The organism is Enterobacter sp. C4G1, assembly GCF_052886895.1.
On the sequence record NZ_JBQVVV010000001.1, the window covers coordinates 1,559,289 to 1,573,839 of the forward strand.

General features: G+C 49.4%; 13 protein-coding genes. 6 read left to right on the forward strand and 7 right to left on the reverse strand.

Going from position 1 to position 14,551, the window contains the following annotated elements:
* Positions 1 to 124: 124 nt before the first annotated feature.
* The 5 genes from ACT9TW_RS07485 (at position 125) to ACT9TW_RS07505 (ending at position 3,953) form a co-directional block, all read left to right on the forward strand.
* Positions 125 to 904, forward strand: coding sequence for a hypothetical protein (locus ACT9TW_RS07485; RefSeq protein WP_446492000.1), 780 nt, complete (start codon positions 125 to 127; stop codon positions 902 to 904).
* 11 nt (positions 905 to 915) lie between these two features.
* Positions 916 to 1,272, forward strand: coding sequence for a hypothetical protein (locus ACT9TW_RS07490; RefSeq protein WP_446492001.1), 357 nt, complete (start codon positions 916 to 918; stop codon positions 1,270 to 1,272).
* A gap of 131 nt (positions 1,273 to 1,403) precedes the next feature.
* Entirely contained in the window at positions 1,404 to 2,129 is a 726-nt protein-coding gene (locus tag ACT9TW_RS07495) for an HNH endonuclease (protein ID WP_446492002.1), read from the forward strand.
* A gap of 2 nt (positions 2,130 to 2,131) precedes the next feature.
* Positions 2,132 to 2,923: a DUF6998 domain-containing protein gene (locus tag ACT9TW_RS07500; RefSeq protein WP_446492003.1), complete on the forward strand. Its 792-nt coding sequence runs from the start codon at positions 2,132 to 2,134 to the stop codon at positions 2,921 to 2,923.
* 463 nt (positions 2,924 to 3,386) lie between these two features.
* Positions 3,387 to 3,953: a recombinase family protein gene (locus tag ACT9TW_RS07505; RefSeq protein ID WP_446492004.1), complete on the forward strand. Its 567-nt coding sequence runs from the start codon at positions 3,387 to 3,389 to the stop codon at positions 3,951 to 3,953.
* Between the two features lie 1,358 nt (positions 3,954 to 5,311).
* Here the strand turns inward: ACT9TW_RS07505 and ACT9TW_RS07510 are convergent.
* The 6 genes from ACT9TW_RS07510 to ACT9TW_RS07535 form a co-directional block, all read right to left on the reverse strand.
* Positions 5,312 to 6,379 carry a 1,4-beta-xylanase gene (locus tag ACT9TW_RS07510; RefSeq protein ID WP_446492005.1) on the reverse strand — a complete coding sequence of 356 codons (1,068 nt, stop codon included), beginning with the start codon at positions 6,377 to 6,379 and terminating at the stop codon, positions 5,312 to 5,314.
* Positions 6,380 to 6,388: 9 nt separating this feature from the next.
* Positions 6,389 to 7,936: an MFS transporter gene (locus ACT9TW_RS07515; protein WP_315687675.1), complete on the reverse strand. Its 1,548-nt coding sequence runs from the start codon at positions 7,934 to 7,936 to the stop codon at positions 6,389 to 6,391.
* Between the two features lie 81 nt (positions 7,937 to 8,017).
* Positions 8,018 to 9,040: a Gfo/Idh/MocA family protein gene (locus ACT9TW_RS07520; RefSeq protein WP_446492006.1), complete on the reverse strand. Its 1,023-nt coding sequence runs from the start codon at positions 9,038 to 9,040 to the stop codon at positions 8,018 to 8,020.
* A gap of 12 nt (positions 9,041 to 9,052) precedes the next feature.
* Positions 9,053 to 10,120 carry a Gfo/Idh/MocA family protein gene (locus ACT9TW_RS07525; protein WP_446492007.1) on the reverse strand — a complete coding sequence of 356 codons (1,068 nt, stop codon included), beginning with the start codon at positions 10,118 to 10,120 and terminating at the stop codon, positions 9,053 to 9,055.
* Between the two features lie 2 nt (positions 10,121 to 10,122).
* Positions 10,123 to 11,301, reverse strand: a complete 1,179-nt coding sequence (locus ACT9TW_RS07530) for a Gfo/Idh/MocA family protein (RefSeq protein WP_446492008.1) — start codon at positions 11,299 to 11,301, stop codon at positions 10,123 to 10,125.
* Positions 11,302 to 11,317: 16 nt separating this feature from the next.
* The gene (locus ACT9TW_RS07535) at positions 11,318 to 12,472 is read right to left on the reverse strand and encodes a Gfo/Idh/MocA family protein (protein ID WP_446492009.1); all 1,155 of its coding nucleotides are present in this window, start codon (positions 12,470 to 12,472) and stop codon (positions 11,318 to 11,320) included.
* A gap of 192 nt (positions 12,473 to 12,664) precedes the next feature.
* On the opposite strand from ACT9TW_RS07535, the gene ACT9TW_RS07540 reads away from it, so the two are divergent.
* A complete protein-coding gene (locus tag ACT9TW_RS07540; protein ID WP_315687678.1) occupies positions 12,665 to 13,723 on the forward strand; it encodes a LacI family DNA-binding transcriptional regulator in 1,059 nt (352 codons plus the stop codon).
* Here the strand turns inward: ACT9TW_RS07540 and msrA are convergent, their stop codons facing one another.
* Positions 13,724 to 14,365, reverse strand: coding sequence for a peptide-methionine (S)-S-oxide reductase MsrA (gene msrA, locus ACT9TW_RS07545; protein ID WP_315687679.1), 642 nt, complete (start codon positions 14,363 to 14,365; stop codon positions 13,724 to 13,726). It abuts the gene before it with no gap.
* Positions 14,366 to 14,551 lie beyond the last annotated feature (186 nt).

Here is a 14,551-nt window from a genome sequence, read left to right on the forward strand (position 1 = left end):
AGTTGTACAACTGATAATTGGGGGATTTCTTTTTGAGAGAGATACCTAAAGGCAAACGAATTATTGCCGATTATATAAATGGAATGAACCATCTGACTTGGAAAATTTTTAAAGGACAATTACAGTGAATAAGTTTTTAAAAATAGGAATCTATGGCATTTGGGGAGTATTTTTATTCCTTGCGTCAATGGAGAAATTTGGTGATTTCTTCGCTGCTGGTAATGGTTTCTGGTCGGTCATCATGCTTTTCGTCGCAGGATTGTGCCAGCTATTGGCAAGTACTGCCGCGATTGGTTGGGCTGTTTTGGGTTCTGGTACGCTTAAAGCGAAGTACTTACCTTATAAATTCGTCAATAATTATACGGTTCCTGTACTGATCATCGGACTTGCTATCGCGGCAAGTGCAGCCCGTTCCTCAAGTGATGAAGCGAGAGCACATAAACTCGGGTTTAAGGACGGTAGAGAGTTTTCTCACGCCCGTGAAAATAACATTACCAATACTACCGATTACGCAAAGTACCAGGCAGAACAGAAATCTAAAGCTGAAGCAAAAGCCGCTCAGGATGCTGCTCTTGCAGCAGAGAGGGAACAAAAGGCAAAAGAGGAAGAAATTGAATGCATGCGTAGTGATAATCCCGAATGCTATATATCGAAACATGAACGAGGGGATTATATATGTGAAAAAGCTGTCGAAGATTCTGCAAAGTACGATTTTAAATGGACTAATGGGTTTACTGAACCAAAATTCTCAAACCTTAGCTGGTACGATAAAAACAGGAAATTAGTGACTCTTTATGGTCACAGGGCTCAGGCTCAAAACGGGTTTGGTGCGTTTAAAAATATTCAGTACTCCTGTACCTATAATGCTGATACTGGTGAAGTATTAAGTACTAACCTTCAATAATGAATATTAAAATGAAAAAATCTTCTATCGCAGTACTATTATTTTGTTGCTCTGGCGTGTCAGTTGCGGCTGTACCAGATGGAAAAATAGAGAAACCATTTACATTTAATAATAAAGTTGTTTGCTTAAAGGAAATTCAGGAACAAATGACGCCTTATCTAAAGTCATTTGAAGAAGAAAGCGGGGTTAAATACAAATACGTTGTTAAATCAGGTCTGTCCTACAAAGATACTGTAGGGCTACGGTTACAGATCAACCGTGTGGATTCGGGGTTGAATGACAGGGTTGCCGATCTTGATTACTACTGGCTACAGGAGCGGGGAAGTATGTGCCAGCCAGCGTATATGGTACTTGATCGTTCTCAGTGAATACGGTGTTAAACAAGGCCGTGAAAGCGGCCTTTCAGCACAAGAAATGCTCGCGGTATTACAGAAAAAGACTCATACTTCTCCAATAACATAAGATATTTTATATCAGCGATATGCACGAAGGATTAGATATGAACCGGAAGCAATTCATCCAGTCACTCGGGGCTACTTGCAATAACTGGACTTGGAGTTGGTCGTTTGTTAATCATGAAAAGAAAATGGTCATTTTTGGGTCATGGGATGTTGAGAGTGATCAAGAGAGGTCTGTTATTCTCCGGGAGCGTTGGGAGTACAACTCAAATAACAAAAGGCAACCGGGCTATACACAGGCATTGGAGCACATCCGCTTAGCTCATGAAGGCTATGAATTGTTCACCTTCAACATGGTTTTCTCTGAACATCCAGATAACCCTGAAGTAGCAGTAATCAAAGATTTTGAGCGAAAATTGAACAAACGTTATCTACGAAAAGAAGGGGAAATATGGTACGCAGATTTTATGCCCAATCCATTCCCTGATGAAATCCCTTCAGGAGAGTGTTTTGTTGAAGGTGCGAAAACGCAGGTAACAGTCAACTACTACGAGCGTGATCCCAAAGCTCGCCATGCTTGCATCCAGCATCACGGCACAACCTGTAAATGTTGTGGGTTTGACTTTGAGAAGGTCTATGGTGAACATGGTCGTGGGTTCATTCATGTGCACCACATAAAGCCCTTGCATACGATTGGTGAAAATTACGTTGTCGATCCAGTGACTGACATGATTCCCCTTTGCCCAAACTGCCACGCAATGATTCATCGTGGTAGTAAAACACTGAAAGTTGAAGAACTGAAAAAGAAAATGAGATTCTGGAGTTAGTAATGGATTTATCGCAATTGAGTTGCGTTGAGTTGATGCAGCTAAATCAACTGACACTTGACGAGCTGGAACGAAGAGATGTGATCAGAACTCGTAACAATCCTGTCAGTGAGTACACCGAATGGCTGGTTGCTGAGAAAATGCAGATGGAGTTAGCTCCTCCGAGCACTAAAGGGTACGATGCAACAACTTCAGAAGGTCGAAAAATACAGATTAAATCCAGGAAAAATAACCTCAGGAATAAATCATTAGTACTTGGAATTATCAGGAATTATGAACTTAATCAGTTCGATGAACTCATTGCCGTAATATACAATCATGATTTCTCAATTCGTTACGCTATTTCCATACCACATGAATTAGTGGAGGGATATGGATTTTATAATAGACATCAAAATGGCTATACTTTAAGAATAAGCAATTTATTACTAAAAGACCCACGCGTAACAGACCTCATTGAGTTTTTTGAACCAGACACAGAACGTTCAAGTAAAGAGAACACGGTAAAACTAGATTCAAACATTATCCGTGATGTACAAACAATAGGAATGCAGACTTTTATTGAATACTATCAATGTGTTGAAAGTGGAATGGACGCAACTAATCTTGTTACGAAAATGGTGGCTGAACATCCAGAATGGAAGGAAAGTACTGCAAGAACAAAGGCATCTTCAATGCGACGAGTATTCAAAAATGACAGTAACATTGAAGCACTTAAAATCATCTATGAATCAAATCACTCAGCAATTACTGATGAGATTAGGAGTAAACTGAGTACACTTTGGAGTGAATGAACAAAATTTAGCTTATATTTTGACATAACAAGTGAATAGAACTGGATTTCCATGACGGATTCGTAACGCACGTCAATCGCTTTTTCGTCCTCGCTAAAAGTACTGGCTTTTAGGTCGCAAAATAATTAAAAGCTAGGCCTCCCGATTTTTAGCAAAAAATCTAAAGGGATCGTTTACTCAGATAAAAGTACAGTCTGTTTTTTTCCGCCTGATTTAAAATCTCGTTCGTCTGATCAGGTTCAACCCCGCCGACAAAATTCCGCATACTCAGATCTCAGTACTGAACTTTTCACTAACCCGGTCTCGCCTAAAATTTGAACGATTGAAAATCTCTTTTGGGTAGTCCCTTGTGATACTCCGCTTTTGCGTATCGTTTCGTATCATTTAGACGTTGAATTGATTTTAATGATGCTGTGTCATTCAGTTAATTCAAATGATACTAATCAGCAGTGAGGGCAGGAAAATGATTTTTGGTTATGCGAGAGTCTCAACGAAGGATCAGAATCTTGAGCGTCAGTTGGCACTACTGGAACCTGTTTGTGACGAAATTGTTACAAAGAAAGAATCAGGTAAGTCCACCAGCGAAAGACCTGAATTGTTGAACCTGCTTTCACATCTCCGCGAAGGTGATACCCTCATTACTCATTCAATCGATCGCCTTGCACGTAATACCCGCGATTTGCTGGAAATGATCGATAACCTCGTTGAACTCGGGATCACAGTTCAATTCCTTGCTAACTCAATGAGTTTTGATAACTCCACACAATCCCGCCTGATCTTAAACATGACGGGGGCTGTTGCCGAGTTTGAGCGGGGTATGATTGCATCCCGTCGCAATGAGGGGATCGCTATAGCTAAAGAGGCTAAGAAGTACAAAGGCAAGCAAAAGAAAAAAGAATTACACAGCAAAATCATAGGGATGCTTCAAGCCGGGAAAAACACACCAGACGAGATCGCAAAGCTGTGTGATTACGGTAGGGCTACAGTGTTTCGCGTCAAGAAAGAAGTGTTTGCCAGTACTGAGAACTGATTTACTGGAAGGGAGTCAAGAAAGGGGAGTTACAATTTACTAATACTTGAATCCCCTCTACATCTCCGTTGTACTTTAATGAAGAGTCAACAACACTTTTTAACCATATGTACAACAAACGCAAACATATTCCGAAAGGGATTTTTATTAAATTTAAATGTATTAATGGTTTATCATTTAGAATTGTCTTCCTTACAGCTTAGAATCACTTTAAGTTTATTAAGATAAAATAACTTGATGAAAGTTAAATTGTTGTCAATCCATTTTATATATACTTTTCGTTCAGCACCCTCATCGACATAAATACTTTCTCCGTTTTCTCCAGTTCCATGGCGATAAAGTATAGTGTCATTTATCTGTAGGTACAGAGCAGTGCCAGTAGTACTGTTTACTATTTCCATTCTTTGATAATCATTAGGATCATAACACGTGAATGTACTGGCAAATACATGTGTGTTAAGTGTCAAAAATGTAATTATTATAATAAAAAACCTTCTCATCATTCTCCCTCTTATGTATTTTTCTAAATTAATTAGTGGCAGCCACCATATTCATCATAATCATTTTCACCACCAACATATACTTTAGGCCAGTGATGGTAGGTTACATGGGTAAAATCATTATTAACTTTCATTGTAACCATTCCATTTTTTTATCCTTTGCTGCGTATGATACGAATGAGAAATCCTCTATCGAATTCACATGTACTCTAGGCATCTTAATCCCTTCCCATATAATGTATGTTCCGTCCTGTGCCATTGTGATCTGGTGAGTGACATTATCAGTACTGGTACATACACCCAATGATTCCTTTGGTTTAGTTGTACATCCAGCCAACAGCACTACAATCAGAAGTATTATTTTTTTCATAATTCACATCCTTTTTTATGATTAATGGTCATCCACCAGTACAGAACCAATAATTATTTAAACTCTATTATCCCATTTATAATTCGATGATTCCGATAGGTTAACCATAGTTTGCTTGTTGTGTTTACATAATCTTGTCAGGAATGTGGTGTATTAAACACAAAAACTTGATCTTTACTGTAAGTTACCATAGGGTTTAAGTTTCTTAAAATACCATCAAACCTGCACCAACACTGACATTCTGCCCCCGAAAAGTGGCTTCAAAATGGCTGTTTAACATAGTTTATCCGGCTTCTCGCCAGATCCTCGGAAGGGAAGTTAGTCACGTTTGTGTGAAAACACTATTGAACACCAGCTCGTAGCGTTGAGCCGATTATTTCAGCGGGTAGTATAGCGTAAAGGAGTGTAAACCTGCCAGAGGTCACATTTTGAGTAGTTTTATGCAGGAAATGTCCGGGTAAACAGACCGCTTACCCGGTGTGAAAGGCTTACTCTTTGCTGAGCGTTTGCACCAGTGCCATCTCCTCCCGGTGATAAGCCCGCCCATCAGCCATTAGCACATCGTGAAACCACAGCCCGGAACTTTTCGTGTGATGCGGAAGGTCCGGCCACGGCAGCCAGGTCTGGGTTTTTCCCTGCACCAGTCCCCAGTGGTAGCAAGAAACATTCTGTTCTTTAAAAAGAGGGAGCGTATCGGCCATGTTGCTCCCGATATGGCGCGCCAGCCACTCGGTACAAAGCAGCGGGCGCTGGAAGGCCGCCAGCCGGGATAAAATTTGCCGCTGTTCCTGGGCATCCACATAGGCGTGAAAACTTGTTACATCCGACAAATGCAATGCGGCGACATCAACCGGGTGTGTGAAGGCTCCCCGGCAGTCACTGCGGTCGGGAACATGCCATGCGGCCACTGTCAGCGGCTGCTCGGGTGAGACTTCCCGTGCCCATGTAAATACGTTCACCATCAACGACAACGCATAAAACTCAAGCCGGGTGTCGTACGCCATCCCTTTTGGGGCCCCGACAAACACGCCGCTGTTACCCGGTTCGTTGTACAAATCCCATATCTGGATCCGCGGGTCGTGACGAAAATGGCCAACGATATCTTTCACATAAGCTTCAATTTGCGGCCAGCATTCAGGGCTGAGCACTTTCGCCCGACCCGGGCTTCCAGCGCCCTGGCTGTTATGTACGCCCGGTACGGGGGGCTTCTGCTGGCCGATAAACGGCTCATCGCCCGAAAACGCGCAGTCATCAAGCAGGGTGAGCATCACCGCCAGCCCATTGCTGCTGGCAATCGACAGGAAATGGTCGATACGGTTTATCAGGCCGTCTCGATCGTGTTCCCAGACCGTAAACGGCAGGTTGGTACGCAGGGCGTTGTAGCCATATTCTTGCGCCCATTTCAGCTCTTGCTGAAGGGTGGTGCTATCGAATGTCTCTTCCTGCCACATCTCCAGCCAGTTGACTGCCGTTCGGGGCAGGTAGTTAAATCCGCAGCCCCATTTCTGCTGCATCCACCAGCTTTGCGCGCGCTCGGGTGTCCATTGTTGATACATATGCGCTCCTTATTCAGCACCCGACAGGCTGACGTTAGCCCCGGAGTGCGGCGTTGCATTGCCGCCCCAGACCTGGTCGTACTCGTAGCCCGTCAGCTGCTTGATGACGATGCGGGTGCTTTCGTCACAGTCGCGATAGTCCCCACCCAGCTTGCGGCGGGCTATCTCTTTCAGCAGCAGTTTGTGTGTCTCGCGGGTGAGTTTGAATTTGTAAGTGGTAAAGAAACTCACCGCCAGCAGCGCCGCCGTGGCGAACACCATCAGGCCGATAATGGCATGAAGGGCGTTTTCAGGCTGCGCGCCACTGCCTTTCACAAAGCCAGATCCTTGCAGAACGAGGCCGATAATCATGATGGCAATCGCCACTGTGCTTTTACGGGTTAACACCATGACACCGGCAAAGATGCCTTCGCGGCGCTGCCGGGTGACGATTTCATCAATATCAGGAATAAAGCTGTAGATATTCCAGGGAATGTAATACAGGCCAGAGCGCGCCGCCCCAAGCAAAATGAAGACCGCAGAGAACAGCACCGCGGGAACCTGCGTCCGGGTGATATAGATGCTGAACAGGAAGGCGAGTACGCAGAAAATACAGCCGTAAGAGAGACGCAGCGCGGCAGACGGTGTGACATTTAAGCGATTTAACAACAGCATAAATCCGTAAGTGCCTGGCACCGAAGCAAAAGCGGCAAGACTCAGCCAGCCGGAAACGGCCGCAGCATCCTGGCTCAGACAATAGACAACGTAGTAGGTAAAGACCGAGCCGAAAACATCCATCGCCGTAAACGAGAAGATATAAATAATAATGTGTAAGCGGAAAGCCCGGATCCGAAATGAAGAGAACAGATCCAGCACCAGATATTTCAGATGATTGAGTATTCCGCCGCTGCGTTGATTCTCCAGTTTGAAATCCGATTCCTGATGAACATCTTTGGCTTCCCAGGTGCAACGCCAGGTAATAAAAACGGCGATGCAAAAGACACAAGAAAAAAGTAATCCGGTCAGGGTGTAGGTAAACGGATTATCTTTTCCGGTGAACTGCATAATGACACCAGGAACAGAGACCGCAAGAAATCCGCCCAGCTGGGAGCAAATCATGCGCACGCCCGACAGGCGGCTGCGCTCCTCATAACGGTTGGTCATCTCTGCCGCCAGCGTTTCCCACGGCACCAGTACCATCGCTGACAACAGCTCAATAGAGAGGTAAGTGCCCAGGTAATACCAGTAGCCCATATCAGTCAGCCACAGCAGGGCATACAGGAACATTAACGGTGAGCTGATTAATAAGAAGAAGCGGCGGCGTCCAAATTTACGCCCAAGCCAGGTATTGCCAAAGTTGTCGGTGATATACCCCATTATTGGGCTTAATAACGCATCAATAATACGCGCCACCGCAAAGATAGAACCGGCTTCCAGCACGGTTAGCCCGCAGTAGGTGGTGTAAAAAAATAAAAGCCAGGTGCCGATAATCGCAAATGCGCCACCGCCAAACAGGTCGGTTATGCCGTAGCCAAGCGCCACGCCATAACCAACTCTACGTTCAGTTGGTTTGACCATAATATTTTCTTCCAGGTGTAGGGTAGCTATTAACCCGTTTTCGGGTCGTTTTTTATTTACTGCTGGAATACAAATTACGTTCTAATTACTTATATCAATCCATTGCCGTATCTGAGATGAACGATAAATAGCCTCCACAAGGTTGAGTGATTTTCCGGCGGTGCGGATATCAATGTAATCCGCATTTTCCGGGTGATGAATGGCATGATAAAAGCGGCGGATAGCCTGCTGGTGGCCCACTCCCCAGTAACTTTTGCTGGAGCCATCCGGCGAGGCATCGTTCGCCAGCGCTATCCGTTCCCCCTGGCTTAGGCGCCAGAGCGTATTGTCGTTAAGCTGTAGCGTGCCGTGTTCGCAGTGGATCTCCAGCAGCAGCGGGGAATCAGTGGTATGGCAATTGCTGGCATAAAACAGGCCGCGAGCGCCATTGGCAAAATGTAGCGTCGCCATGGCGCTGTCTTCACCTTCCGTGACGTTGGCCAGTTCGCCTCTGTCTACGACTCCTTTCAGCCGCGTGACTCCGCCTCCGAACCACTGCATCAAATCGAGCGTATGGATCGCCTGATTGATCAGCAGGCTGCCCCCTTCTGTTGCCAGCCGGCCGCGCCACGGGCTTTCGGTGTAGTAACGCCCTGAACGCGACCAGGTGAGCACCGCTTTAATGCTGAGCATCCTGCCGAGCGAGCCTTCCGCCAGCGTCTCAATAATGGACTGGCTGGTGGGGTTTAGCCGGTTCTGGTAGCAGACGCCGAGCAACCCCGGCGCATGGTCAACTGCCTGTGTTATCTCGCGGATTTCTCTGCCGTTCACGGCGACCGGTTTTTCGCAGAACACATGTTTTCCGGCGGCAAGCGCCGCCAGAATCATCTCCTTATGTTCGAAGTGGGGCGTGCAGATGTGCACCACGTCGATGTGTTCATCCAGCAGCATTTCCCGGTGATCCTGATAAAAGCGGCACTGATAATCCTTTGCCAGTTTCAACCCTTTTACACTGTCAGTATCGACTAACGCCCGCAGCGTCACGTCGGGGATTTGGCGCAGCGCATTCACATGGCAACCGTGGATAGCGCCGCCGCCGATAATGGCCGAGTTCAGGACTTTCATCTGCGTCTCCCGTTATCCCGCCGCGTTAGCCAGCATTTGCGCCTTCACGCACAGCTCGGCCGCTTTAAAGGCGTGGGCCTGGCTCATGGCGTTTTCAGTGCGATGCAGGCAGTCGAGGATCAGCTCACCAAAGAACGGGAAGCCGACCAGGCCTGCCACCGGATAGCGGAACTCGCCCTCTTTATTGACGAGGTACACCACATCCTGCTCGCCGTGGGTTAAATCGACATACTTGCGGATCTCAATGTAGCCCTCGGTGCCCAGCAGCGTGAGGCGGCCATCACCCCAGGTGGAAAGCCCATCTGGCGTGAACCAGTCGCAGCGGAAGTAGCCACTGGCCCCGTTTTCCCCTTTGAGCATCGCGTCGCCGAAATCTTCAAACGCGGGATACTGCGGATGGCTGGTGTTACGTGCCTGGCTGGCGATCACGGTTGCATTGTGGTTTCCGGTGTAAAACAGGAATTGTTCAATCTGGTGGCTACCGATGTCACACAGAATTCCGCCGAAGTAACGACGATCGTAAAACCAGTCGGGTCTGCCTTGTCCTTCCCGGTGCGGGCCGGTGCCGAGCGTGTGGATAACGCGGCCAATCGCACCCTGTTGCACCAACTGCCCGGCAAACACCGCGCTTTCAACGTGCAGACGCTCGCTGTAGTAAACCGCGTATTTCTTGCCGGTCTTCCCGACCATTGCTTTGGCATCGGCCAGTTGTTCAAGGGTGGTGAGTGGCGCTTTGTCGGTGAAATAGTCCTTACCTGCGGCCATCGTTTTCAGCCCCAGCGCGCAGCGCTCAGAGGGGATGGCGGCACCTGCGACAAGATGCACTGTACTATCGGCAAGGATCACCTCCAGCGAGTCCGCGACCTGAACCTGCGGGTACTGCTGCACAAATTTATCCACTTTCGCTGGGTCCGGGTCGTAAACCCATTTCAGCGTTGCACCTGCTTCAATAAGCCCGTTGCACATCCCGTAAATATGGCCATGGTCGAGCGCGGCGGCGGCAAAGACGAATTCGCCATGCCGGACAACAGGTTGAGGTTTGCCAACCGGTGCGTAGTTCATTCCGTCATTCTTGTTCATGTTCAGATTCCTCGATCCAGATCTTTGCCCAGAGGGATCGCGCCTACTTCGTTGAAGTTGGCAACGCTTGCGGATTTTTCATAAAAACGGGGGGCGAGGGTGTTTGTCCCGCCAGTACGGTAAAACGGGTCATCCTGGTGAATGGGCAGTGACACCACTGCCCGGGTGATCGCGGATTTATAAATTGCGGTAATCAGCTCCAGCGAGCGCTTACCCTGCTGGCCATCGACGAGCGGGGCAGCACCTTTTTCGATGCTCTGGAGCAGGTCGTGGATCTGCCCGGTGTGCAGCGTCCACCTGAGCGGCGGAGTGTCCTGAAAAACGGCGTTGAGCTGTGCTTCGCGCTGCGTGTCAGGGGTATCCTGGGGGAAGCCGTTATCAGCACTCACGCTGGCTATGGCCTGCCAGGGTGCAGAGATGCGGGCTTTTTCCCCCTGGATGATGATTTTCTGATCCTCACCGTGATGCACTACCGAAGCGGTAAGCTGGGTAAGCGCGCCGTTGGGGTATTTGAAGATAGCGGCACTCAGGTCTTCCACTTCGGCGTTGTCATGTGCCACGTTGGTCATCATCGCCACCACGTCCGATGGGAAGCCGAGCATCCACTGAATAGCGTCGATGTGATGTACTGCGTGGTTGAGCGTACAGCCCCCGCCCTCTTTTTCCCATGTACCGCGCCACCACAGGTCGTAGTAGCAGTGTCCACGCCACCAGAAGGAGTCCACCTGCGCGTGGCAAATCTTACCCGCGAGGCCAGAATCAATCGCCGCCTTTAAGCGCCAGAAGGCATCGGTAAAACGGTTTTGCGCAATCACAGAGAGGGTTTTACCGCTCGCTTGCTGGGCGGCGATCATTGCATCGCACTCTTCAAGCGACGCAGCCATCGGCTTTTCGCACAGCACGTGGCAACCGGCATTGAGCGCATCAATACTGATTTGCGCATGAACGTAAGGTGGCGTACAGACATCGACGATATCGAGATGGGGCTCGCACGCCAGCATCTGCTCGTGGCTTTCGTACACGCGGGTATCCGTCAGGCCGTAGCGTGTTTTTTTCTCTTGTGCTTTTTCCGGGTAGATATCCACCAGCGCGACAATCCGGCAGCGCTGACCAAACTGCAAATAGCCCTGAATATGGTTATGCGAGATATTCCCTGTTCCCACGATGGCGACATTTAACATCGTTTTTTCTCCGGTGTTACCAGCTTCCTGATGCGTCCAGCGTTCGGCTGACGTTCTCTTTTTCTACCGAGGTGGTGATGCGCTGCTGAAGCAAACGCAGATACTGTTTTTCGTTCAGCGGCAGATCGACCCAGTCATCAGTCCAGGTGGAGAGGTGCATGGCGTTGGAGAGCGTCAGCCCGCGAATACCTTCAAGACCCGGGGCAATCAGCGGCTCGCCGCGCAGGACGGCCGCACAGAAGTTGGCGGTGATGACATGATGCTCGCTGCACTCAGGCGCAACCGGGAGTGTGACTTCCCAGCATTCAGGCTCACCAAAGCCGTTCTGCCAGCGGGCATTAAATGCGGTTTCTGATTCGCGCAGTCGCCAGTAGCGCAGTGTGCCGTCCTCAACCACCACTTTGCCGCGATCGCCGGTGATTTCCAGGCGGTTGGTGCCAGGCGTTTCCGCCACGGTGGTGATGAAGACGCCGGTCGCGCCATTGGCGTATTCCGCATAGGCGGTCACCTCATCTTCAACCTCGATGTCACGATGTTTGCCAAACTGGCAAAACGCCCGCAGGCGCACCGGCATTCCCGCCAGCCACTGCCAGAGGTCGAGCTGATGCGGGTCCTGATTGAGCAGGACGCCACCGCCTTCGCCTTTCCAGGTGGCGCGCCAGCCGCCAGAGTTGTAATAGCTCTGAGAGCGATACCAGTTGGTGATAATCCAGTTGGAGCGGCGGATCTCGCCCAGCTCGCCGCTGTCGATGAGATCTTTCACTTTCTGATAGAGCGGGTTGGGGCGCTGGTTATACATGATGCCGAACACCACCTCACACTCACGTGCGCAGTCGTTCATCTCCTGCACCTGCGCGGTATACACACCCGCCGGTTTCTCACACAATGTGTGGATGCCGTTACGCATGGCCAGGATGGACAGGCGAGGGTGATCGTAGTGCGGTGTCGCCACAATCACGGCGTCGATAAGGCCACTCTGGAGCATCTCTTGTGCGTCACTGAACAGTGGGACGCCATCACCCATCAGCTGGCGGATAGCAGGATGTTTTTCCGCCGCATTGTCGCAAACAGCCGTCAGACACGCGTCTTTAACGGTCCCGGCCAGTAAATAGCGCGCGTGAACCGTACCGATATTACCTATACCAATAATGCCAAAACGTACCTTCTCCATGTCGCACCTTAATTTCAGTCGAAAAGAGTGATGACCGGAAAATAGGAAAGGCGAACCGCGGCGACAACGTTATTTTGTGAGAATACTCGCAAGGTGTTTAAGTAAACCCCAACGCTTTTGAAATTTGGTTTTAAAATCAACAAGCTGTTTCTGCAAATATTTGCAAAAACTGATTGAGAGCGAGGTCACACTATGCCGGGCAGGTTAAAAATGGAGGAGATCGCGTCCCTGACAGGCTATTCCGTCAGCACGGTGTCCAGGGTCTTAAGCGGCAAATCCTATACCAGCGACAAGGCCCGGGATGCCATTGTACGGACCGCGCGGGAATTGGGTGTGCTTGAGTCCATGGCGAGTGGGCGGCTGCTGATTAATGGCATTGCGGTATTTGCGCCTGAAAGAACCTTTCAGGGACGTGGTGACATTTTTTATCTGGAAGTGACCAAAGGTATCGCAGAAGCCAGCGCCCCGCATAATGTGTGGATCACTTACAGTGGATTAGAAGAACAACATGCCGATGTAAAATTATTCCTCGAAAAAGCCAGCCATAAGAACATCAATGCGATCATTATTATCGGCACGGACGATGCCACCATATTTAAGCTTGCCAGCACCCTCAATAAGCCCTGTGTATTAATCAATTCAGTCGACAGGGATAACGTTCTCGATTCTGTTTCGCCCGATCATCGCGCCATTGGTTTTACCACGATGCGTTACCTCTTTGAGCAGGGGCATCGCCGGGTGCTTACGCTCACCTGCCTGCGGCGGGAGACGCTCTATGCGCGCCTGGATGGCATTAAAGAGGCGTACCGGCATTTTCATGTCGCTTTTGAGCCTCAGCGGGATTTGCTGGTGACGGAGTGGTTTACCGCTGATGAAGCCGAGCGTGCCCTTGATGAGTGGCTGTTAAGCCACGACAGGCAGCAGTGGCCCGAGGTTATTTTCCCTAACAGCACCAGCATGACGGAAGGGGTGTTCAGGGCGCTGCGACGACACGGGCTGCGTGTTCCTGAGGATATCTCCATCATCACCACCGATTTTGCCTGGAATTTAGCAAATCGACTGGAAAAACCGGTCACAGGGATCACCGTGCCCTGTCGCGATCTTGGCATTGAGGCAGTACATTTGCTGCAAACGCGGCTGAACAGACCGCAGGCACCGGTGTATAACCTGCTGTTGCAGGGGAAGGTGGTGGATTACGGCTCGGTAAGTAATGCAACGCGCCACGCGGCTCGCGTGGCGCTATACAAGTGATCAGGCCAGCTGTGGCGGCAGGCACACGCCGATGCCACCAATGCCGCAGTAGCCATACGGATTTTTATGCAGGTACTGCTGGTGATCGTCTTCGGCATAGTAGAACGGTTTTGCGGAAGCGATTTCCGTCGTGACCTGGCGGTCATCCCCGGCATCACGCATGGCACTCTGGAAGCGTTCCAGGCTGGCGTGCGCGGCGGTATCCTGCTCAGGGGTCAGCGGGTAGATGGCAGAACGGTACTGAGTGCCGTGGTCATTGCCCTGACGCATCCCCTGGGCCGGATCATGGTTTTCCCAGAACACCTGGAGCAGTTGCTCGTAGCTAATAACGGCCGGGTCATAGACCACACGAACCGCTTCGGCGTGTCCGGTTTCGCCTGAGCACACTTCGCGGTAGGTTGGGTTCGGTGTGTAACCGCCGGTATAACCGGCTGCGGTACTGTAAACACCAGGCAGTTGCCAGAACAAGCGTTCCACACCCCAGAAGCAGCCCATGGCGAACAGGGCGATTTCCATGCCTTCCGGGACGTGAGTCATTGAATGATCGTTTACGGCGTGTAAAGTCGCTACAGGCATTGGGGTGTTCCGTCCCGGTAATGCATCTGATTGAGAAACAAGATGCTTTTTGTCGAATAAACTCACGGTTGGGCCTCCCGGGCAGCGATGTTTCGGTTAAGGTTGTCATGAAGCGTTTAATTGAACACAATAAATACGCTGAATGAGTCTAGATTTAATCATAAGAAATATTTGGGTGTTTAACCCTTTTTCAACCCGAGAATTGGGTTTTGGGCTGTAAAGCCGTATGGAGCCGCGGAGCGGCACTTCATT